General features: G+C 46.9%; 28 protein-coding genes. 4 read left to right on the forward strand and 24 right to left on the reverse strand.

Going from position 1 to position 21,382, the window contains the following annotated elements; genetic code table 11:
- The 22 genes from ABGB15_RS22265 to ABGB15_RS22370 form a co-directional block, all read right to left on the reverse strand.
- The coding region (locus ABGB15_RS22265) for a conjugal transfer protein TraG N-terminal domain-containing protein (RefSeq protein WP_369064397.1) at window positions 1-1,154 on the reverse strand (1,154 nt) is incomplete at its 3' end.
- Between the two features lie 2 nt (window positions 1,155-1,156).
- A complete protein-coding gene (traH, locus tag ABGB15_RS22270) occupies window positions 1,157-2,521 on the reverse strand; it encodes a conjugal transfer pilus assembly protein TraH (RefSeq protein ID WP_369064398.1) in 1,365 nt (454 codons plus the stop codon).
- Window positions 2,518-3,054: a type-F conjugative transfer system pilin assembly thiol-disulfide isomerase TrbB gene (trbB, locus tag ABGB15_RS22275; protein ID WP_191928372.1), complete on the reverse strand. Its 537-nt coding sequence runs from the start codon at window positions 3,052-3,054 to the stop codon at window positions 2,518-2,520. The genes traH and trbB overlap by 4 nt, the downstream gene beginning before the upstream one ends.
- A 197-nt stretch (window positions 3,055-3,251) precedes the next feature.
- Entirely contained in the window at window positions 3,252-4,037 is a 786-nt protein-coding gene (gene traF / locus ABGB15_RS22280) for a type-F conjugative transfer system pilin assembly protein TraF (protein WP_191928371.1), read from the reverse strand.
- Window positions 4,037-5,854 carry a type-F conjugative transfer system mating-pair stabilization protein TraN gene (gene traN / locus ABGB15_RS22285; RefSeq protein WP_369064399.1) on the reverse strand — a complete coding sequence of 606 codons (1,818 nt, stop codon included), beginning with the start codon at window positions 5,852-5,854 and terminating at the stop codon, window positions 4,037-4,039. The genes traF and traN overlap by 1 nt, the downstream gene beginning before the upstream one ends.
- Window positions 5,851-6,459, reverse strand: coding sequence for a type-F conjugative transfer system pilin assembly protein TrbC (gene trbC, locus ABGB15_RS22290; protein ID WP_191928369.1), 609 nt, complete (start codon window positions 6,457-6,459; stop codon window positions 5,851-5,853). The genes traN and trbC overlap by 4 nt, the downstream gene beginning before the upstream one ends.
- Window positions 6,460-6,474: 15 nt before the next feature.
- Window positions 6,475-7,440 carry a conjugal transfer pilus assembly protein TraU gene (gene traU, locus ABGB15_RS22295; RefSeq protein ID WP_191928377.1) on the reverse strand — a complete coding sequence of 322 codons (966 nt, stop codon included), beginning with the start codon at window positions 7,438-7,440 and terminating at the stop codon, window positions 6,475-6,477.
- A 17-nt stretch (window positions 7,441-7,457) separates the two neighbouring features.
- On the reverse strand, window positions 7,458-8,087 hold the full coding sequence (traW, locus tag ABGB15_RS22300) for a type-F conjugative transfer system protein TraW (RefSeq protein ID WP_191928368.1): 630 nt from the start codon (window positions 8,085-8,087) through the stop codon (window positions 7,458-7,460).
- On the reverse strand, window positions 8,084-8,545 hold the full coding sequence (locus tag ABGB15_RS22305) for a hypothetical protein (RefSeq protein ID WP_191928367.1): 462 nt from the start codon (window positions 8,543-8,545) through the stop codon (window positions 8,084-8,086). Before ABGB15_RS22305 ends, traW begins: the two co-directional genes overlap by 4 nt.
- 4 nt (window positions 8,546-8,549) lie before the next feature.
- On the reverse strand, window positions 8,550-8,954 hold the full coding sequence (trbI, locus tag ABGB15_RS22310) for a type-F conjugative transfer system protein TrbI (protein WP_191928366.1): 405 nt from the start codon (window positions 8,952-8,954) through the stop codon (window positions 8,550-8,552).
- Entirely contained in the window at window positions 8,942-11,536 is a 2,595-nt protein-coding gene (traC, locus tag ABGB15_RS22315; RefSeq protein WP_369064400.1) for a type IV secretion system protein TraC, read from the reverse strand. The genes trbI and traC overlap by 13 nt, the downstream gene beginning before the upstream one ends.
- Window positions 11,533-11,913, reverse strand: a complete 381-nt coding sequence (locus ABGB15_RS22320) for a TraV family lipoprotein (RefSeq protein WP_191928364.1) — start codon at window positions 11,911-11,913, stop codon at window positions 11,533-11,535. Before ABGB15_RS22320 ends, traC begins: the two co-directional genes overlap by 4 nt.
- 80 nt (window positions 11,914-11,993) lie before the next feature.
- On the reverse strand, window positions 11,994-12,341 hold the full coding sequence (locus tag ABGB15_RS22325; protein ID WP_191928363.1) for a hypothetical protein: 348 nt from the start codon (window positions 12,339-12,341) through the stop codon (window positions 11,994-11,996).
- Window positions 12,331-12,567 (reverse strand): hypothetical protein, encoded by a 237-nt coding sequence (locus ABGB15_RS22330; RefSeq protein WP_191928362.1) that lies wholly within the window; start codon window positions 12,565-12,567, stop codon window positions 12,331-12,333. Before ABGB15_RS22330 ends, ABGB15_RS22325 begins: the two co-directional genes overlap by 11 nt.
- Window positions 12,568-12,761: 194 nt before the next feature.
- Window positions 12,762-14,126, reverse strand: coding sequence for an F-type conjugal transfer pilus assembly protein TraB (gene traB / locus ABGB15_RS22335; protein ID WP_191928360.1), 1,365 nt, complete (start codon window positions 14,124-14,126; stop codon window positions 12,762-12,764).
- Window positions 14,123-14,854, reverse strand: coding sequence for a type-F conjugative transfer system secretin TraK (locus ABGB15_RS22340; RefSeq protein ID WP_369064401.1), 732 nt, complete (start codon window positions 14,852-14,854; stop codon window positions 14,123-14,125). The genes traB and ABGB15_RS22340 overlap by 4 nt, the downstream gene beginning before the upstream one ends.
- Window positions 14,838-15,407, reverse strand: coding sequence for a type IV conjugative transfer system protein TraE (gene traE / locus ABGB15_RS22345; protein ID WP_369064402.1), 570 nt, complete (start codon window positions 15,405-15,407; stop codon window positions 14,838-14,840). The genes ABGB15_RS22340 and traE overlap by 17 nt, the downstream gene beginning before the upstream one ends.
- Before the next feature lie 12 nt (window positions 15,408-15,419).
- Entirely contained in the window at window positions 15,420-15,728 is a 309-nt protein-coding gene (traL, locus tag ABGB15_RS22350) for a type IV conjugative transfer system protein TraL (RefSeq protein ID WP_191928357.1), read from the reverse strand.
- 12 nt (window positions 15,729-15,740) lie between these two features.
- Window positions 15,741-16,082: a type IV conjugative transfer system pilin TraA gene (locus ABGB15_RS22355; RefSeq protein ID WP_191928356.1), complete on the reverse strand. Its 342-nt coding sequence runs from the start codon at window positions 16,080-16,082 to the stop codon at window positions 15,741-15,743.
- Between the two features lie 123 nt (window positions 16,083-16,205).
- On the reverse strand, window positions 16,206-16,403 hold the full coding sequence (locus tag ABGB15_RS22360) for a hypothetical protein (RefSeq protein ID WP_369064403.1): 198 nt from the start codon (window positions 16,401-16,403) through the stop codon (window positions 16,206-16,208).
- Window positions 16,404-16,421: 18 nt separating this feature from the next.
- Entirely contained in the window at window positions 16,422-16,634 is a 213-nt protein-coding gene (locus ABGB15_RS22365; protein ID WP_191928354.1) for a hypothetical protein, read from the reverse strand.
- A gap of 28 nt (window positions 16,635-16,662) precedes the next feature.
- Window positions 16,663-17,148: a transcription termination/antitermination NusG family protein gene (locus ABGB15_RS22370; protein ID WP_369064404.1), complete on the reverse strand. Its 486-nt coding sequence runs from the start codon at window positions 17,146-17,148 to the stop codon at window positions 16,663-16,665.
- 124 nt (window positions 17,149-17,272) lie between these two features.
- Here ABGB15_RS22370 and ABGB15_RS22375 point away from each other — a divergent pair, with 124 nt between their 5' ends.
- Both ABGB15_RS22375 and ABGB15_RS22380 read left to right on the forward strand, forming a co-directional pair.
- A complete protein-coding gene (locus ABGB15_RS22375; RefSeq protein ID WP_191928353.1) occupies window positions 17,273-17,923 on the forward strand; it encodes a hypothetical protein in 651 nt (216 codons plus the stop codon).
- Window positions 17,920-18,573 (forward strand): VUT family protein, encoded by a 654-nt coding sequence (locus tag ABGB15_RS22380; protein ID WP_191928352.1) that lies wholly within the window; start codon window positions 17,920-17,922, stop codon window positions 18,571-18,573. Before ABGB15_RS22375 ends, ABGB15_RS22380 begins: the two co-directional genes overlap by 4 nt.
- Here ABGB15_RS22380 and ABGB15_RS22385 read toward each other — a convergent pair.
- Together ABGB15_RS22385 and ABGB15_RS22390 are read right to left on the reverse strand one after the other, a co-directional pair.
- On the reverse strand, window positions 18,530-19,243 hold the full coding sequence (locus ABGB15_RS22385) for an SDR family oxidoreductase (protein WP_191928351.1): 714 nt from the start codon (window positions 19,241-19,243) through the stop codon (window positions 18,530-18,532). The genes ABGB15_RS22380 and ABGB15_RS22385 overlap by 44 nt on opposite strands.
- Window positions 19,244-19,667: 424 nt before the next feature.
- The gene (locus ABGB15_RS22390; RefSeq protein WP_191928350.1) at window positions 19,668-20,081 is read right to left on the reverse strand and encodes a relaxosome protein TraM; all 414 of its coding nucleotides are present in this window, start codon (window positions 20,079-20,081) and stop codon (window positions 19,668-19,670) included.
- 559 nt (window positions 20,082-20,640) lie between these two features.
- Between ABGB15_RS22390 and ABGB15_RS22395 the strand changes: the two genes are divergently transcribed.
- Together ABGB15_RS22395 and ABGB15_RS22400 are read left to right on the forward strand one after the other, a co-directional pair.
- On the forward strand, window positions 20,641-21,048 hold the full coding sequence (locus ABGB15_RS22395) for a type II toxin-antitoxin system RelE/ParE family toxin (RefSeq protein WP_145496245.1): 408 nt from the start codon (window positions 20,641-20,643) through the stop codon (window positions 21,046-21,048).
- Window positions 21,041-21,358 (forward strand): DNA-binding transcriptional regulator, encoded by a 318-nt coding sequence (locus ABGB15_RS22400; protein ID WP_016192357.1) that lies wholly within the window; start codon window positions 21,041-21,043, stop codon window positions 21,356-21,358. The genes ABGB15_RS22395 and ABGB15_RS22400 overlap by 8 nt, the downstream gene beginning before the upstream one ends.
- Window positions 21,359-21,382 lie beyond the last annotated feature (24 nt).

The following is a 21,382-nucleotide window of genomic DNA, read 5'->3' on the forward strand; positions in this document are numbered from 1 at the left end:
TAAAACGTCATGGCATTATTCAGTATCGCAAAGAGCAACGGCCATGCCTGAAGGTAGGCCAGCGTAAAAATATACCCCTTGAGAACAGTCCAGGTGAGCGTGTTAATAATAGCCAGCACGATCATCACAGGGAAAAGCCCGATCATCATACCGAGCAGAACAGTCTGCATGATTGGCAGGTACTTCATCGCGATATTGGCGCTGACAGACTGCTGCATGATTTGCTTCTCAGTAGCCGTTTCCGTCGCAATATTCATCATACTGGCGGTATCGCCATTCCGTGCGGCATAAGCGCTGATCCCTTTGCGAAGTCCATTCATCACAACATTCTGTTTAATAATGCCGCTCGCGCTGCTACCAGCATTATAAAAATAACCGTAGCTGTCACCCAGAAGGGAGGCAAACAACTGCTCACGGTTAGTCTTAGCACCGAACAGTTTCTGCGCCCAGTACGAGAATGTTTTGCCGCCGCCAGAAGAGTCTGTACCTATCTGCTGTTGCAGGGTTACTGCGGCCTGCTGGCAGGTCTGAAAACTCCCCGCTTTGTCGAATATCCCTCTAAGCGGGCTGGGTTTTTCAAATATCATCGAATACGGATCGGTACTGTTCATCAAATCCTCCATTGAATACTTATGATTAAGGAAGATATCGCCTATCACACAGTTCTGAACATAATCAGAAAAAAGTCCAGCAATCGTACCGTCAGCGAAGGTAAAACCGGTACTGGCCTTTACCAGTTCGGAGCCAAACAACATCCCGGTTTTGTTGTACGACACCGCATCAGGGCGATGGAAAACCTCCTCGTAGCTCTGCGTCAGCGCATACCCTATCGATGTGATAAATGACGCCGGAATAGCCAGCCCGCCAGGCACATTGTCCACCTGATGAACGGCTGTCGGATCGGTAATATCGATAACCTGCACCGAATGTTTATTGGCGATGAGCACACCCGGCACAATAACCATCACCGCCACCCATTTGATGAAGGTCAGTACATCTTTCTTCTGTAACCAGCTCCACACCACGGCGAGAACAGAAAAGATGGAAGCCCATTTTATCAGGGTTCCCCAGGTGGCCGACGCGGTTAATACCGCCACGGCATTCAGCGAGTCAGCCAGCCAGTCACCACCCGTAATGGTATAAATCACCTGCATAATTACATACCTCCGGAAAAGCGATAGTTATTCTGATAGCGGTCGAGTAACCGTCCGGACAGTTGCTGACGCATGTAACCCATCTGACGTTCAACAACCATTAATGCATCCTGCTGTACCTGAACCCTGGACTGCATGATCGCCAGTTGACGGTTCGCGTTCGCCATACTTTCCTGCAACGGCTTAAGCGCACTGTCCGGATAACTTTTACTCGCCAGCATAACGCGGGCCTGCTGCATCACTTCCTGCATGTACTGGATGAGAATGTCGAAGCTGATGTAATCAGAAAGCTGATAGATGACCGAATCGGAGACGCCCAGAGAAAGGGGGTCAACGAGGTAACGCAATACCGGAACAGAAGTGGACGTAATAAAGCCTTTTTCCTTTTCCGTCAGTGCCTCATCGGCATAGGCTTTACTGCCAATACTCTGCAACATTTTATTGACCTGACCGCTGAGGGAGTTCTCCGCGCTGATCGTCACTTCACCAATCGTTGCCTTCAGGCATTCACCGTCATTGCAGGTATAGATTTTAGCCGTACCGCCATGCAACAACGCATGGATCAGGTCTTCATTTGTCGTCATGGCCGTAAGGGGCTGCGGCTTACCATCATCATCAAAAATGAGGGTGCCGGTAATACTCATGGCGAACTCTTTTAACTCCTTGTTTCCGCTGAATACCTGATTTTTTTCAAGTGAATCCCATATCAGGTTTTTGTTACGCAGCACCTGGTCTTTCATATCAGCCCCGGCTTTGTTACTCATATTTTTGTACTGCCCCCCGGTGCCGCAGCCCTGACGCGCCGCCGCCCAGTCCGAGAAGAAATTGGAATCGCTGCCGATAGTCTGACAAACCGCGCTGGCGTTCTCCTGCGTTTCAGGCCACAACCCGCCGACGATGCCTCTTGCAGCCTGACAGCTACTCATATTTGAACTGTTAACATCGGACGCCAGTTTCTGAAGGAAATCCTTTGCCGACGCCAGTTGCGGGGTTACTGTCTTCAGGGCCAGGTCGAAGAACAGCCCCGGCGCGTTACTGAGAATGGATTTGGCAAACTGAATGAATTCATCCTTGCTGATAAAGGAAAAGGAACCCAGAAACATATCGATACCGCCACAACCGGCGTTCAGGCTGGGTAACTGAAGTGATACCAGTTGCACATCTTTCGCTGACGTTCGTGCATACAACGCCCCGCCCGTGGCATAACCTGCCGCCTGTCCCTGCCAGACCTTCGGGGTGGTGGTGTTCTGCTCATAGCCCAGCTTGCCAAAAAACTTGTTCATATCATCGTTAAGGCTTGCTCCGGCCATCAGCGTGTAAAAGCACAGCGCCCCGGCCAGCACGCTTTTTTTCAGAATGCTGCTCATCGTGCTTCTCCATTATCCATCGCAAAGCGCAGCACTTCGTCAAGCCGCGCCATAAAGGCTTCACGTTCACTTTCCCCCTGCTGAAGGGGGAAGGTTTTCATGTTGTTAACGTTCACCAGAAACAGCGTGGGCGTGGCAATAGGCAGGCCCTGCGCAAAGAATTCAGTGATCACCATCGGCGGGGCAGGAACTGCCTGCGGCCATGACGCATCGCCCCGGCCATCCAGGGTGTAAGGGAAAACGGAAAAGCCGGTGTCCTTAGCAATAGCTTTCAGAACGGGATCAAAAGCATGGCAATGTGGACAGGAAGACGACATAAAGAGGACGATTTTCCAGTCCCGAAGATTTACCTGCCGCCCGTCGCTGAGTCGGTGTAATACCGCTCCGGGTTGAGTGGCAACAGGTACGCCGGTGCTCTGCTGCGTGTGTTTATGAGCTTCGAGCCTGGCGATATCATCCCAGGTTGTGGCATTGACGGACGCGCTGGCCGTGAATGCCAGCAGAAGGAAAGGAAGAGCAGGAATACATCGCATAAATTCACCTGTATTAAAGAGTCGTTAAATCAGGCTGTCGTGACGGCGGTATCCTCCGGGCAGAACACGGCAGCGCCGGTGCAGCTATAAGGCACCCGTCTGATAGTTGGAGTGTTTTTTTCGGCTCCGGGCCGGGGAGTCAGAATTGATTCTGGCTCAACGGCCCGGACGACAAGCGAAGCGCGGCAGTCTGACGTTCAGAAGCCGGGGGCGAAGTCGGTTGCCACCAGAAGGAATTGCGAGGCTAAGTCTTCCTGAGAATGGAAGCCATACGCCAGAGGCTGATAAGCCTCCGTGCGGGGGTTCACCAGAAAAAGCGCTGGGTAATGGGTAATATGCATGGCCTCCGTCTGACCGTTGTCAGGCCGTGACCCCGGCAGTTCCGGCGCAATTTTGCCATCCACTGACACATAGATAAGATTGATGCCGTACTCCCTGACGAACGACCGCACAACCACGCCCATCAGCACATCCACCGGCTCTTTCCCCCGGTAGAAATAAAACAGCCCGTTATCCGCAGACAATTTAACAATGGCCTCTTTTTCGCGCTGGCGTTGCATCGCCTGACGGGTACTGGCCGTTCCGTTGTAATGACTGTAACGCAGGTTGTAATCCAGTTCGGGAAACTTCAGTAGCGCCTCTTTTGAGGACTGAGCAAACTGCGACGATTTTTCCGCCCAGAAATCTTGTAGCAGTTTGTATCGTCTGAAATTTTCAGCAGAAGGGAACATAATCGCTTTATCGAGCGCGGCCTTCGTCGCTGCCTGCAATTTCTCTTTCAGTTCCGTGGCATTTTCCGGTGATATTGCTGAGGGAGGCGGTGCTGACGGCGGCTCGTCCTCGTCAGGAGATACTGGCTCGTTGTACCAAATCCAGCCCTGTGCCTCACTGTCGGGAAAGCCACCAAGCCGGGTATCGCTGGCCTGGGCGTGTCCCCCGATGAACCCGGCAGCAGCGAGGATCAGATAACAGGCTTTTCGCATCAGTGGCTGCTCCCCTGGTCAAACATGGCTTTCATCCGCTCTTTCATTTTCTCCATCTGATTATTGTCAGCGGGAATATCACTGCCACTGTTCAGATCGTCATAAAACGCGGAGAAATCGACTTTTGAAAAATCTATCTTCTGGAGTTCTTCCGGCGTAATCCCCCGGCAGTCAGGTGACTTACCTGAACCAAACCCGATCCCGAGCTGCCATGAACGCCCCTGTTGCTGGACGATTTGTGCCAGTTTGGAATCAAACTCACAGTAACCCCGCTTTTTCTCGAGACAGATACCCAGCACTTTTTTACTGCAATATTCCCCGACATAAACGGTCAGGCGCTTCTCCTTCGCCTTACCCAGGGCCTTTTCGTCACTGCTACAACTAGCAAGCCCCACGTCCTGCCCCCAGCCTGAATCTTTACAGCAGTTGCTGAACCCGGCGGCAAACTTCTTGCAGGACACGCCCTTGCCCGTGAAGATTTTCACATCATTGCTGTTCAGTTCGGCAACGTCCTTGCCCGCTGCCGCGACCGCCGCCAGTTCCGATGCCGCTTTGGCAAACATGTCGTTTTTGCCGTTGTTATCCAGCACGCAGCTTCCGTCAGTACAGAAAAGTTCATCACCGCAGACCTGGCCTTCTCCTTTCATCTTCGTTTCACATGAATACGTGATGTTGGCGTGGAGACAGGCACCGTCCCCCTGATCCACACACTGCTGATTGACGACATTACAGGCCGCATTATGGATATAGGCCCCGCAGGTTCCCTCGCTTTCGCTCTGGGTCAGATAGCTGTCACGGTACGCCCAGCAGTCCTGATGAACGGTATAGGGCTTACCCTCCACTGTTACCGTTTTATCGCCGCCCGGCTCCGTGCACTCCGTGCCGGTCAGACTGCCTTCAGCTTTATCAAATGGGCAGTTTTCAGACCACTCCACTCTCGGATTCCACTTTCTTGTTTCGACCCGTAGCGTCATTTTTAGGGTTAATTTTGCCTTACCGCTCAGAAACGCCTGATACAAAATATCATCAACTGACCCCGTGCATTTACCGCTTCCTGAGCAGCTTGTTCCGCTGATGATCTGGTCTTTTGTTATGTTCATCCCTGCGGCATTCAGCGGTGTATCTTCATACTGGTTAATAAAGAAGGTGGTATTCATAAAATTAACCTGCGATTTCATAAGATACTGACTGGAGTCAACCTTCAGATTTGCGCTTTGTATGACGCCTGACGCGGGCATCGTGAATGAAAACACGATTTGCTTGCCATTTCGGGAATACGCGGGGGATATTTCGTAATATTTATTTTCCCAGTCCGTCGTCCAGTCTCCGGTTATCGTGGCTGTCCGGGTGCAGTATTGCTGAACCTGCAAATCCCGGTCGCAGACATAATTAGTGAATACGCTTTTCTCGAATTCCTTTGACTCACACAGTTTGGGGTCGAATACCGTTTCAGCGTTATTCTCGGCATTGCGGCCATTATCCAGAAACGGGGAATCAGCCGTTACCATATCTTTAGGCTGCTTACTGATAGAATCGGTGACGGCCTTACCCCACTCGGTATTGTTCAGCGTATTGCTGCCCGGCGAGGTTAAATCAGCACCCGAACTTTGCACGCCGCCGTAGTACTTCGTTGCATCCGGACTGCTGCTGTAGTCAGGCAGGTTATCTGCTGGTTTAAATGACTTAAAGGTATCAAGATCCTTTCCCTTCTGCCCTTTGGCATAATTCATACCACTGTTAAAATCGTCGTTCGCCGTGACCGGAAAGTTAACGATAAATCCCGCCATCAGCGCTATCACCAACCATAATGATTTCATTGCGCGGCCTCCTTCAGTGCAGCCCTCGCCACATCAGCACAGTCCCCACCTTCAGCAACCTTGCGCAGCAGACCATCAATGCGGATATCACCGGATACGCGATCAAACGTGTCTCCGCACGTCACAACCAGTGCCGGAACAGCGGTTATCCCGTACTGCCGGAAGGCTTTGGGGTTTATCTGAACGCCGCCTTTATTACTGCCCTTTGTCATTTCAAAAATAGTATTCGCTGTCTGACGGAAATCATTATTAATCATCCCGCGAATATTGACCGGAATAGCAAACTGAGCGGCATTATTCAGCATAATAGCAAGGCCACTTCGGGGAATTGAAAAAGAGACGAAATATTGAATGACGGGCTGCGGTTTTTGTGCGGCCTCCTGATATTGCATTTGCTGCTTTTGCTGAAGGTTATTGATGAAATCTGAATTATTTCTGGAGACTCCCTTATTCTGCAACTGCTTTATGAAGTCAGGTGCTTCCACTTTTTGCGCCTGAGATTCAGCCGATTGCATCCTGTCAATAAAATCCCGGTCTTCAGATATTGTTCCTGCATGACACAGGCAGGGGAAAACCGCCATAAATAATACAGGCAGGCATTTCATAATTAACACTCCTGTTCAGAGAAAGACGCAGTTACGCTTACGCCACATTAAATAACCGTAATTCTTCTTGTCATTGGGGGTGAGGTGCCCTGTCTGCCAGGTCAGCGTGCTCTGCCCGAAAGGATGGCAGGCCAGAGGGTCAGGAAGCGTATTCACCATCTGATATCGCCAGCGGCTTTTGGGAATAATGGGCGAAGGATACTCAAAACATACCGCCGTATCCGCACCCACGCTCTCCATTACCAGTCCTTCACGGTGCAGCTTGAAGGCCATTCGCTCGGAAAGCAGCACCGACGACTGCGCAGGGCTGTATTCATTGGTGACTGTGCCGGTAAACGGATACAGCGAGCCGTGACTCCCGGCACACCAGAACAGCGCATCGATGGGCTTCACCAGGCTGGCGGCGGCATCTGCGGCACAGGCTCCCTGTGCAATGACGTTACCGAACAGCGCCGCTTCAGGGTTAATAATGAGAGAAAGCTGATCGTCATTCCACATCGGGTCAAGCTCAGTCAGATAACCGATATCCATGTCCCCGCCCTGCAAACAGCCCACAGAAGTAATAATGTTCAGCCAGGCTACCAGCGGGTATTTGTACCAGTGAACGTGATAAAACACGTTTGGCACTTCATTATTTTCCTGCTCACCCACTCCCATGCCGACTTTACCGATATCGAGCTTTATCCCTCCCATATTGACCAGACAAAAAGGGGAGCGGGTGACATCGGTGATCGCCATTGGCTCCCAGAAGCCTATCGCCAGCCCGATCCGGTAAAAGACGCCCATCGGGCATAACTGGATGGGACTGGCAGGATTTTCCGTATCGGCCACATTACCCGGCGCAACCGGTATGCTCCCGATGGTTATCGGAAACAGGCACTCCCAGCAGATATCGGTGATCGGATTAACAAAATGGCCGTCGCAGGCGGCGGCTGATGCGCTGGCCCTTCCGGGCAGGAAAAGCACCGCACAGATAACCATCAGGGCTGTCGGTAGTCTCACTTCTCGCCCTCCATCGCAAACGTATCCACCCGCAGACGTTTACCGTCAGCGGCTACGGTCACTCTGGCCGGAACGGCGTCAAGCTGAAACTTACGGCTTAACGTGCCGTTCTGATCAAAGTAAACCTGAGCGTCAAGGCTTTCACCGCTGGTTTTAATGTTGCCGTTCACCAGGACAATTTTACTGATCACCGTGTCCGGCTTTTGCTGTTTCATCCAGTCAATCTGACGTTTATCGTCGCCGTCGATGAAGTAAAGGGTTTCCCTGAATGGCACATGCTCCAGTGGATTGATTTTGTCGCCTTTATGCGCGAAAACAACGCCCTTACCGTCAGCAATATCTTTATCGACGGTAAACGTGGGGTCGATATAACGGGTTTCGCTTTTATCGGCTAAACGAAGGCCCGTTACCGGAGGTGGCCTGAGAATATGCGCTTTTACACGCTCCTGAACGGCTTTCTGCTCACGGGCAAGCGAACCATCAGCCTCCATCGATTTAAGCCGCTGCTGAATGAACGTCAGCATATCCTGCTCCTGAACAGGGTAGAGATCTCCCCACGTCCCTAAATCTCTGGCTCCCGCTGCGGTGGCGAAAAGAAGCAGAAACATCAGTGATGATGGTTTCATATCAACCCCCGGAAAGCATGTTTAAGATATTCGCGACTGCTGTGGTGATACCGCCGCAGTATGGCTGGGACGGATTCGTGTCTGGTTGCGGGACAGTTATCGGGGAATACCTTCAGCCCTGCTTTAATCGCACCGGAAAGATACTGGTGATATTTATCCATTTCACATCCAAGCCCATCCAGTAAATCCGTTTTTTTAAGGACAAAGGACAGGTTCCTCATGAAGGTATACGTCTCAATCATATAAACCAGATGCCACTCACATGACTGCCTGCATTTATCCAGATGGATATTCGGATAATGTAATTCATCAATCTCCTTCTCAAGAATTCTGATTCTTTTTTCCAGCACCTCACCGTAATGAACCTTGTTATTCAGGCGATAGCAGAGTCTGGCGACAATCATTAAGAGAACAAAAACCATAAAGATTAATAAAATAACGTCTGTTTTATTCTGCATATGCTTACTCCCTGACGGCCATGCGTTGCGCCACACTTTTCTGGATATCGACGGTAATATCGCTGGCACCGCTGACAACAGCGGGAGTCACCAGGATCAGCGCATGATGTGATGCCTGCCAGTCTTCAATGCTGTGGTTAAGGTTTGAGGTAAAACGTTCGGTCAGGGCGCGGCTGGTCGCTTCATCAAGATTTTTACGGGAAGACTGATCCATAAACCGGTCTATCGTCCCTTTCATATCGAACGTCACCACGTCAGGCGTTCTCCACTCAACCATCAGCGCCGAGATACCGGCATTCACTGTAATCAGCATGACGGCCAGTAAAAGAAGACGTCCCCGGTGACGTAACCGGCGTCTGGCCGGAGCCACAATACCGCGACGGATATCGTTACTGTTCAGAGTTCCCATGCTTCAAGCTCCTCCATTTCTTCGGAATAATTGCGCTTCGCCAGCTCATACACCGCATCATGAATGTCCCAGCCCAGCTCACGCTTTTGCTGAATAAACTCAAAATCGACGCCACGGGAAGAAAACATGGCGCGACTCAGAGGATCAACAAACAGGCGGTGGAAGGAACTTATTGCCCCGATACGCAACATAAATGAGGAAAACCACTGGTTTTTTGCGTCACCAAAACGCTCAATAATCTGACGCTCATACTCGCTGAACTGGCTGGGGTTTCGTTCACAATAGGCTTTGAATTCGGCGGTATCCTGCTTGGCGATAACCTTAAAAGCAGAGTTACCCCAGGCAGCTTTTGCGGCAGACGACGCATCAGGGGAGTCGAAATCCTTGATGTTCTGAGTGATGGTGATGAACGAACCGTTATGGCGGCGAACGGTGCGATAGCCTGTTTCGATAAACGCCCCAACCTTCTTGTTTTTAAAGTTAAGCAGCTTCCAGCCTTCATCGATGGCACAGCATTTTTTCAGGTCGCGCGGTGAGCGGTACATTTTGTCCTCAATATAAATGATGAGGGAAAACATTACCGCGACGAGCAATGCGGGCCTGTCCTGCAAACTCCCCATCTCAAGAACAATCATCCGGGCATCTTCCTGAAGCGAGGGCTTATCGCTGTTAAAGTAATCGGCATAAATGCCGCCAGCGCAGTATTTACCCAGCAGCTTGATAATTTCATCAAATCGGCGGGCAATACTGTCGGCCCCGTCCTTTCTTGCCTGAAGAACCGCGCCTTTCAGGAACGTCACCACATCATCGATATGCGCAGCATTTCCCTTCTCCTCCCAGGCATACATCACGCCTTCGAGCAGCAGATCTTCGTGGATTTCATCGAGATTCCCGTCCGGACTTGCCAGCACAGACAACTGATCGCGAATACGCTCACCGGAGCGGGTGATATCCGTGACGTTAGCGAAGGGGTTAAACGACAGTGACGAGGCATCAATATAAGTCCCGCCCATGTTCTCGCAGAACGACTTATAACCGTCGCCCATATCGAACACCCAGACCAGCCCCCCGCTGTCCAGTACGCTGCGTAAGATAGGCTGCACCAGACCCGTTTTACCGGCACCGGATGTGCCGGTGACGCCCATGTTGTAGTTGGTGTTCCCCATCCCTTCACCGAAAATATCCATGAAGGCAAGCTGGTTACGATAGCTCGGAGCCAGCAGCCCCTTCTGGCACAGCCGGTTATCAGCAATCACCGGCATAAGATTGACGGCCTGAATACTTTCGCAGCGGTTAGTCGCGCCCGATGCCTTCAGATCGCTCCATAATCCTTCCTGCGCCATAAAGGGCAGCATCGACATCCAGTTACGGTGCTGCATGTACTGGGGTGAATAGAGTTCCAGCCCGTTCTTTTTAAACGTATTAATGACTTTCTGCTCACAGGTCAGCGCTTCACTGTCATCGTCACGGCAGAAAACCGTGATATTGAAGTAGTGCCTGACCAGACAGCTTTCATTTGAGAGGAGGCGGCCACGAATGGATTCCCACTCATTGCGCTGATTGGTCAGGCCAGGCAGCAGTTTTACCAGCGACCCTTTGGATTTGCTGTCGAGGTCAAGGAACTTACGGTTAGCTTCGTTCTGCGCCGCTACCTGGTCTTCAGCTTCAATGGTGAACGTCAGAACAAAGGGGAAAGGGATACTTAAATCAGGGTTAAGCAGATTGCTGATATTGTCGCCCCCCTGCCACAGCAAAAACAGGTCAGGATTGCCATCGAGCATAAAGTTCATGGCGCGGGCCGTTTTCATACTGCCCGCTTTTTCCGGAAGCGTTACCGCCAGCTTTTCCGGATAGACATCAAAATCAATGCCGTTTTCTACACACTGGAAATGAAGATCGTCATACTCATTAACCTTAACCTCCGGGCGAAAAAGCTGGTCACAGCGGAAGTTGACCAGGCTGCTGACAAGGCTGACCAGCCCGTCCCGGTTAACCACCTCCGTATACAGCTTCGCTGAATCGAGCGTCGCCCGGACAACCTTCATCAGATGAGACAGACCGGTAATGGTGGACGCCCTGTTACTCTTCTTCTTCACCGCACAGGCGATATAAAGTGAGTAATTACGCAGGGTGAGCGGCAATCCGGTAGGCGTGCGAAAACTGTTACGCGCCGCCTGCTGGTAATACGCGCGGGTAATGGCATTAAATTTATTCGCCTGCTTTCCCTGCCAGGCGAAGTCCGATAGCCCGTAATCCAGTTCTTCACCGATCACCTGGCTCGACACCAGATGGAAGCTGATAGGGGTTTTACGGGGGAGTTTACTTTTCACCAGATCGTTCAGCACATCGACAATATGCTTATTTGCCCCAATGAGTGGCGTCGCTTTAAGCAGAAACCCGACCGTACCTTTATTGATGAATAACCCTGATTCATCGTCAAATTCACGATAGGGAAGCAGGTTAGATAACTGCGGGTAGGTCAGTTTCCCAAGAGAACGGTTTGCATCTGCCGCGCCGCCCGGTGATTTCATGGCATTCTGGAGCCGGGAAAGCGTCTGAGTGAAAATATCAAAGTTACTCATTGGCGCCACTCTCCCGGTTTAACCACAAAAGATAACAGTCCCGGCTCATGAAAATTATCCTGTCCGTCAACCCACGGGGCAACCCATACCTTCGCCGTGGATTCAGGCGTTCTTACCGGCTCTGGCAGAAAAGATGCGCGAGGCCCGGTACGGGTGAGAGGAACGCCAGCATTTCCGGGCTTAACCAGGGCGGGCAACGACGTCGCACCCGGCTTTACCGCTGCCTCCTTAGCTTTCTGACGGGCCATGTTGTTTGCGGCGTCAATGGTCATACAACTGTCACTGGAAGTGGCATTACATTCGAAGTCCGATTTAGCACCGGCACAACCCGTAAGCAATACAACACCTGCCAGCAAGGGCATAATGAGTTTATTCATAGTGAGATTACCGACAATAAATTACGCGAGTGAATTGATTCTCTGGCACGAATCAGTGTTTATTCAAGGGGAAACTCTTTTTAACTGACAACGCCCACTGAGTTTGTAAAAACGGACACCTGCCAGGGAGTAAACCCATATACACTTTTGAGATAAAAATCGTACTCTCCCTCCTTCAGTTCAGAAATAACCTTATCATCGGCATAAAAATGTATATCCATCTTCCTGCCTGTTTTCACCATATGCATCAGGATATCCAGCGGGTTATTATTTCCGGCATCAGCAATGCGCTCACAACACTTCATTAATTTATTCAGGTCATTTACGACAATGCCTCTTGAGGACATATCCATAATAAAATCTTTGACGGAATTGATGACAGCGACCGAATCAGCCATTGAATTATTCATGCATTCTTTATTCGCCATGATGTTCATCTCCGGACTTCAGGATAATCCAGACATTGCAGTTTTTACGCAAAGTATTAGCGAAGGGTTCCCTGTCTTCACTGCCATACCTTTGCTGTAGCTGAGCAACATCAGACTGTGACGGGAGAGCAGGCATTGTCTGGCTTTGCAGGCAGGTTTTACCCCAGCCAGGTTTGCCCGTAACCATTACGTTACCTGCCGCTGATTTATGTATTTTATCGTTCATCTTTAATATCCTCACCCATGCACAGAAAAACAATCACAGGAAGCAGGCCCTATAACCTTCTGAAACACATCTGACAAAGCGGGTTCCACCATCGGAAACAGGATCACGCTAAAAATAAGAATAAGGGCCACACCAATCATTAAAGCAACACCGTACTGAAGGATGGTTTTCATTACCTTATGCTTCCGCCTCACTTATTTATTATCGCCGCCGGGTATCGCCAGCGGCCCGTTGATACCGTCCGCAGACACAATATCGCCAAGTTTAAACTTTTTAATATCGTTAACCGTATTCTGCGTTTCGTTACTGACTGCGTTTACCGTTTTATCCAGCACGGGTTGAGAACGCTTCTGTTTCGCTCTTAATATCTCCGCTATCGATTGGATCTGGAAACCATCATTGAACACCAGCGTCACTTCATTCCCTGCGCCGATAGGAATAACAGGATGATATTGCTCCGCACGCTTAATGTAATATTCAGAGAGTGTCTTAGCCGCTTCACTGGTGCCGCCGCCAATACCACTTTTCATGATATCTCCCGCGCCCGGCGATGCTGTTGCGCCTACACCAACGGTTGTTGATCCGGCACTCTCAATACCTTTGCCAATGCCGCTGAGAAAACCTGCCCCCCAGGCGAAACCGAGCACCTTCCCGTTACGCATGACCACTTCGCCCTTGATGCCATTTTTCCCCATAAAGGAAACATGACCTTCAATTTTTTGGTCGATAACGTCTTTGCCAATATTACAACTCAGTTTTCGCGTTCTGACTTCCGCCCGCTCACTGGACACATCACCGTAAGCCTCCAGCGTGACAAAGCAGCCCGTCAGATCGTAATCTCTGTCATTAGGCATCTGGACTTTGCCCGTTAAACGCAACTGCATAGGAGAGGTATTCTGCGAACCCGTTACCGCAGCGTTGGCATCAGCCCCTTCAATGACGACTGATTCCGCATAGCTTCCGGAGGGTATGTAGGGAAAACTAAAGGCAGGAGCCTCGGCCTGCTGGGTAAAGGTTTGTCGCCGCAGCCCCTCCTCGCGCGGCGCGACCATTATCTGCCCCGGAGGAACATTTCCCATCCCGTCATACCGGTAGTTACTCTGCCCCTCCTGCATGGGTGCGGTAGCACTGCCCTGGATTGCTTTATCAGCAGGAACACCGGCAGCATTAGCATTGCCATGATCTCCGGCCTCCCTGTTTCCGTCCATCGTCTGCACAAGACTGGAATTGGTCTGCTGAACGTCATTAAGCTGTTTTTGCAGACTGACGTTATTATCAGACAGGGCCTTGATCTCTCTCTCCATAGATTTGAATTTTTCATTCACCTCCTTACCGACACGTTGCGCCTCAGTAATAGCATTCTGCTGAACCTTATCGTCAAACGTGGCATTAACAACGCCCGTCATATCTGGAGCGGGTTCGCCGGGAGGGGGAGACAAAGCCTGCCGCTTGGCCGCAGTGAAATACCACGCGGTTCCTCCGGCACTGAGTGCCAGTAAGACCGCTATAGCGACTATCGCGACCTGCTTCTTTTTGGTCTGGATGTTGACGTTTTTCACGGATTCACCTCCAGATCACGGATGAGGTAAAGCGAAACCGTTGCACCGCCCGGCAATACAGAAGATCGGGGCCAGAACATGACCGAACGTACTCCACGGCTCGCATAATCACGTTCATTAAGTGATAACCCCCAGGAATTGGGATTCGTGAGCCGGTACTTTTCAACCCGCAGGTTGCCGCCATCCCAGACCTGTAAACGTTTTGCTCTTACTGGCCCGGCGAAACTGGCATCGCGCTCTTTGTCATCAACCAGGGAATAGCCATCAGGAACGTTACCGGTCAGTACACCTTTACTGAGGGCAAGCAGAAGTGACTCATAAGGATTGCCTTTCTCCCAGACTTTTGTTGCCGGGTGAGATACCGGGCTAAGTGGGGCGATCCGGTACACACGCCCCTGCCCTTTCACTGGCGTTGCCCGGACTGAAAATACCTGACCAGATTCAGTCTCGATAACAAAGGTAAAAGGCTTTTCGGTTGCCACGCTGAACATCACGGCCCCGTTACCTGTTTTCTCCGGGTCAGGTACATCGCTGGCTTTGCTGGTTAAAGCAGTGATCCTGTCGCCCTGAACCATCAGCACATTGGCACTCTCTTTGCTGACTGTCATGGTAAAAGTACTGCCATTTTCACCACGCAGCTCTGCCGGGCCGGTACTGGCTAAAGCGGGATAAACAATCATGCCGGACAGAATACTGAGCACCAGAAGCGCTTTATTTTGCTTTCGCATCATCCACCTCCACAAATTTCTCAATACTGGTCACTCCGGCCCGATAGCTAAGTTGCAGCCGGTAATGTTTGATTTCCTCCAGGGGTTTGCTGTTACCAATCCAGGTTTTCAGGACACCGCGAATATCGACAATACTGGCCGATGGATAAACATTGATCGACGTCTGATAAAATGCAGACGTCACCGCGTTTTCCTTAATCCGCTTCGCTTCAGCGGCCAGTACGGGAGCAAACTGTTCATGGGCTTCAGTTCGCACGTAGGACAGAAGAAAACCGTGATTCATATCGACTGTTTCAGGTGAAACATTAAGCCGCAGAGAAAGGAAGGAAAGTGCCATCATCTGAAGATAAGGCGCACTGGCCTGATTTTCAGATACGACAAACGGCGCATCAAAAGCCATAGGTACAACAATTTTCTCACGTTTGTTAATCAACGCCCTGTTTGTGACCTCCAGATAAATATTGCTGACGAGTGATAATGCAAGGAAAGATAATAGCCCGACGATAATGTAACCAACCACTTTATTGCCGGATATTTGTGCCTTAACGGACATAAATACCGCCTGTTATTTTATCCATTTCCGAAAACTGGAATCAGGAATTACTTTATAAACGACACGGAATAACTCTGTAGGCAAATACCAGTACAGAAGGTTATAAAGCCACATACTCCCCCTCCCCCGTTTCAGCCAGCGAATAAACAACCACATTGTGACGGCAAAAATAAGGCCACCCAATGCATGTTTGTAGTAAATCGCAATAAGAAACGGGGGAACAGAAGGAATAAATTCATCCAGCGGCATGCCGATTATTCTCAACTGATCCCCGAGTGTTTTCGGGAAACGATACTTTTTCAGATCATCCCCCGATTCCATATGACCTCCTGTTTAGCCAATGATGGCAAATGCAATGTTGATGAATACAGACAACACGATAACACCAAAGAGAACTTTGATATTTTTAGAAATAACGTAGGCCAGAATACCGGTAACCACCTCACCAATCAGCAGCCATGTCATCATTGATGAATCCTGCCCGAACGTCGCTTTTACTGTCGCATCACCCGGCGCAAGGAGATCTCCGGAACTGGCAGCCCAGCTACCGTGCATCATGACCAGGAACAATGCACCGGTAAGTGCAAACATAACCATAAAATGCATTACCTTTTTTCCTGTCATTTCATTTTTGAACATAGATAATTTCGGTTTATTATTTACAACAACTTCCATTGTTTAACTCCTCTCAAATTAATAAAACAGGGTTGTTACAGAAAGCAATATACTTCCTGTAAAAACATTGTCTCTGGAGAGATTGAAAAGGAATAAAGACGCCTTTATTCCTTTATTTGAAAACTAATGAATACTGGCAGTAACACTTCCGATCTTACGCCGTAGTGAACGGCAGTATTTTTCAGAAGTTTCAATTTTATTGAGCAATTCGACAATTTCACCAACAGGGGTCTTTTTGTTTTGCCAGGCTCGGCGGTAAGCGATTTTCATTGCCGCTAACTTAATCGTAGCCTCGCGCCATTCTTTCGTTTGCGGAGACATAATCACCTCTCTTAGTGCTTATTCTTTTTCATGACGTATAGACAGATCTTCCAAAATTGATACTCTCGCCAAATCAGTGAAATTATCAATCAAATACTGAACAAGAGTACTACTACGCACCGTATATCCTGCTTCAAAACTTATCTCACGAGCTATCTTATCCATTAATTGATATCGGGCATTGCCAATGTAAACCATAGCAGTAGAAGGTGGCTTCCCTATTTTTTTCATATTTTAAAAACCCCAAAAGATTAATATTTCACTCTTTTAGAAATGACAATAGCTTTGTGAATTCAGCCATTCTTTCATCTGAAGATCTAAGCTTAACGATATCCTGTATCTTAATAATTAATGCAGGGTGTACATTTATACAATCTACTGACCCATCATCATTATTTAAAGCCTTAGCTTTAGCACACTCGATTGCTGAAATTACATCTGGAGAGACAACACAAGGTTCAGAACCGAATCGCACGAAACCGATAGCACCAGGCACTTGACAGATAGTAGTGGTATGTAACTGGTTTATATCGAAAGAAAGGAAAAGATAGTTATTAAAAAGAGGTTTTTCTTTAAGCCTGACAGAGTGGCAGTCCGTCCGAAGTTGAACTTTAACCATTGTTGGTTGGTATACCTCGACACCAAGCTCATTCAATCGTCTGATAGTATTTTTAAATCCAGATTTACAATACAGCAAGTACCAGCATTTCACGGCTCCTCCTGCTAAAGACAAAATCTCGCCCATTTTTCGCCGTCTATGAACGGAGAAAAATTGAAGAAAGGATCAGGTTTAGTGTAGATTATACTATAACACACAAATGTGTTTTTTCAACAAAAAAACACATTATTGGTGGAGCAAGTGTCATCAGATGTCCAAGCACAATAACTTCTCTAGTAAAATCATTGAATTATCCAGTAAAATCCTGCCCAACATTAAAAATAAGGAGGTCAGGATTGCCAGCCTGACGGATGAAAAACCCGGAACTATCAAAAACTGGCTCTTCAAAAACGCGCTTCCGCCTGAGAAAAAAAAGCTAAAAGTTGCAGATCGCATGGGGGTATCAAAAGAGTACCTATATAGTGAAGATCCCATTCCTGAACCACCAGTGGCGATTTACGACCCAGAAATCAATGCATTCATTATCCCTGTAATTTCTGAAGATAATTTATATAACATAGCGATCAGAGAGGCCCCCACACTCGTTATCGAAAGATATATATTGAGTATAAAAGGATCTATAAAAGACAAAATTCAATTAGTAGAGACAACTTATTGTTTTGAAGTGGAAACTCTAACATTCCCTCCTTTCATTTTTGAAGGAGACGTAATTGTATTTAACCAAAATTTCTGCGGCATCAATGATTTTAGTTTATTTATAAACCAAAAGAAAATAGAGATAGTAAGAGTTGGAAATACCGAGAACGCATATATAAATAAAGAAGGGATGGATTTGAAGGCAGGAAAAAACACATTGATACTGCCTATCATTTTAATTATTAATGATGGAGTAAAGCGATGATAAAACGGACTTTTAAGATTCTTGATAAACTTTTTGGAGAAACAATTAAATCTGAAACAGATAGAATATACCTCCCTATATTCTTTACAATAACTCTATGCATGACAACAGTATTCTTCTTTGATCATGTCACTGTTGATTTTCTTGGGGAACCATTGCATTTTTCAGTAGGATTAGTTGTTTTTCCATTAACTTTTACGCTATCTAATATTATTCAAGACCGTTATGGTCGATTATTTACAAATACAGTTATCAGATATGCTTTTGTTGCCGATTGTATCTTCGTTTTCTGCGGATATGCACTCACATACATAGGCAATAGAGAAGATTACTTTTCTGTTTTCAGCGAAATACCAGTGATAATGTTATCTACATTTTTCTTTGTATGGTTGAGCAACACTATTAATATAGTTACATTTTCAATTTTACAAAAGAAGAAGGTAAACGACTTCGCTAAGTATTCTATTGCCGCAATCTTTGCTGAGAGCAGCGTTAGCATGATATCAATACCACTGATGATGTATAAAAACAACCTGTCAGGAGGTGCATTATTATCAGTGGCAGTTGTTGTCTTTTATAAGATAGTTGTAACTTTATTACTTTCTTTCATTGTCTCACTTCAAAGTTACTTGAGAAACCGCCATCTATAACTAAATCATATCCGGTAATGAAGTTATTTTTTAACAGCATGTCAACCGCAAGGAAAACATCCTCAACTGAGCCACAATTTCCGGTAAGATAGGTACTACTATAATCAGGAAGTTCTCCTTCGTATTTTTTTCTAATCAATGGTGTATCGATTGTGGCTGGAGAAACTGAGTTGATTAAAATCCTAGGAGAGCATTCAACAGCAGCTACCTTTGTAAGGTTAACAATGGAAGCTTTTGCGGCACTGTATGCTAGCATATTTTTACTGCCAAACATTGCTGTAAAACTAGCGATGTTAACAATTTTGCACGGTGCATCACTTTTCATTTCATTCATCATTTTTATCTCTTCTCTTAAAGATAAAAATGTTGGAATGAATATTTTTTCCCATGAATTAATCAAATCACCTTTTCTGAGATTAACGATTTTATCTCTTACTCCTGAAACACCAGCACAATTTACAGCAAACGAATAGTGACTCAAACGGCTAAATGTTTTAGTTACAGAGTCTTCATCTGATAAATCGCAAATTATTTGTTCTATTTCACAATTTAATCCATCTGAAATATTTTTATCAATCCCGGTTACGGAGAACCCTAAATCATGAAACCTGTTAGCCAAATGATATCCTATCCCGCTCGCATGTCCTGTAACAATAATTTCATTTCTCACATTAAATCCTTATTTTCTAGACTGACAATAGTTAGGTTGGAATGTAACGATGAAAACATATTTATTCATATCACAACAACTCCTTTCTTTAGAGTACACAATACATCTTGCTTTGAACCCCAAAGAATACATATATCCACTATAGATCAGATATATTATAACCTTCAAAAATCACAACAGGATTTGATCTATGTCATTCATTTTTTGTGGAAAAGAAGAACGATCAAGAGAGAAAAAATAATTTCTGGCGGTAATATTACTCTTTTTTATTCAAATAAGGATTACATTTCATTTAACATTTCGAAATTTTCAGAATGCATATCAAAAGATATGACTCATGAAATCATAAACATAATAATTGGAAAACTTGTTGCAAATCCATAACAGTGACACCTCCCACATCTTAAGAAGAAAGTTCTATCATTTACTTAGCTTCATTATTTAATAGTGAAGCCAAATCATTATCAACCTTCTCTCTAATTTGTAATTTAACATTGTCATAGTTAAAAGATTCCACCCCCTTCACTTCATTAATATTACCAACCATTTGAAGCAGTATAGTTGAAGCATAAGATGTTTTTAATATATTCTCCAGCAACACTTTATTTAATACTGTAGAATCTGTTAAAACATCAAAATCTTCCGTACTTTCAATTTCTTCTTCTTGCTCCTTTTTCTGCTGAAATTCATAAACTCGCAACCCTATATCCAGTAACATTGCAGAAACGGAGGATACGTTAGCTTCGGTTCTGTCAGCACCATCTTCCTTTTTTGCATCAACGATAGACTGTATTCTTTTATAATTATTCTGAGTTATGTAAACCTGCGCTCTTGGCATTTCGACCACCTTATCCATAGTTGAATTAGAGTCTGATTTTATTTTAAACAACGCATAGGCCAGTTGAATAAGACTCGTATAGGAGTCTAACCAGAACTTTACTAGAGTTCAATAGGACTATCACAATATAAAACCAAACTCCTAAAGGAGTCTCATAAGGGGAGTAAAGAAATAACTGAATGATTTGTATATAATAGTTTTATAAGACTCTAAAGGAGACTCCTAAGGGACTATACATAGACTCTGATGAGAGTCCCATTTTATGGAAGATTTTCAGATAAAACAGACGTCACACATAATAACCCCTTGTTTAATAAGCAACTTGCAGGATTTTTAAATCCTGCGTCAGGTGTGGTCTCGCCGCAGCCGAACGACCGAGCGCAGCGAGTTAGTGAGCGAGCGAGGAAGCGGAAGTAAGCCACTGCTAAACCAGAAGCCGGACACACTCGGCTTAAATTTTTACTATAAAAATAATTACATAGGATAGTTTTACCAGCGTTTGTATGCCATGCAACTTGCACCAACACGTAACTAAGACTATAGTAATGGTTACGGAATCATGGATGCACTGAGTGTCATGGGAATTTATTTAACACCTGAATTTGAGACAGAACGCCAGAAAGCCCGCATCAGCAATGCCATGTTGTGCAAAGCTGCTAAGGCTATTTTTTCTGGTCTGCCTGGTGATCCACTTGGAAAATTCACCTTTAAAAAGCGGCTCGGCTTGCCCGGAGTAGGAGCCAGAGATGGAGCACGGTCAATCGTTTTTTTCAATGATGGCGACAACATCTTCTTCTTTGATATGTACCTGAAAAGTGGACTTTCAAAAAAGAAAGGAAAGGAGCTTGAAGATGATGAAATTGATGCTTACTGCAATATCGCAAAGGATTTTATCTCAATGAGTCTGGCAACTATAAATAAGCTACTATCTGATAAAGAACTGGTCGAGGTAAATTGTGATGACTGAACGTCTGAAACGCATTCAAGGTATGGCTGAACGCTATAACAAATTAGGCGTGGTAAAAGATGAAACCGTAGCCGCAATTGATGCAGCGGTTGCAGCCCGTAATATCCCGGCGATCCGGGTCATGACCGGCAGCCAGATAAAGGAAGTCCGCACCCGCTACAACATGTCGCAAGCCGCATTGGCTATAACAACCGGCATGTCCGTAGAAAGCGTCTCCAAATGGGAGCGAAACGAAAGCAAACCAAATAAGGCTGCTCTGCGGATCATTAACATCATCGATGCTAAAGGGCCACAGGTGTTCATGGCATAACGATGTCGGTTTCATCAAAGAGAG

Origin of the sequence: Enterobacter sp. MALB-1, assembly GCF_041021625.1 — a bacterium.
Classification (GTDB): Bacteria; Pseudomonadota; Gammaproteobacteria; order Enterobacterales; family Enterobacteriaceae; genus Enterobacter; species Enterobacter oligotrophicus.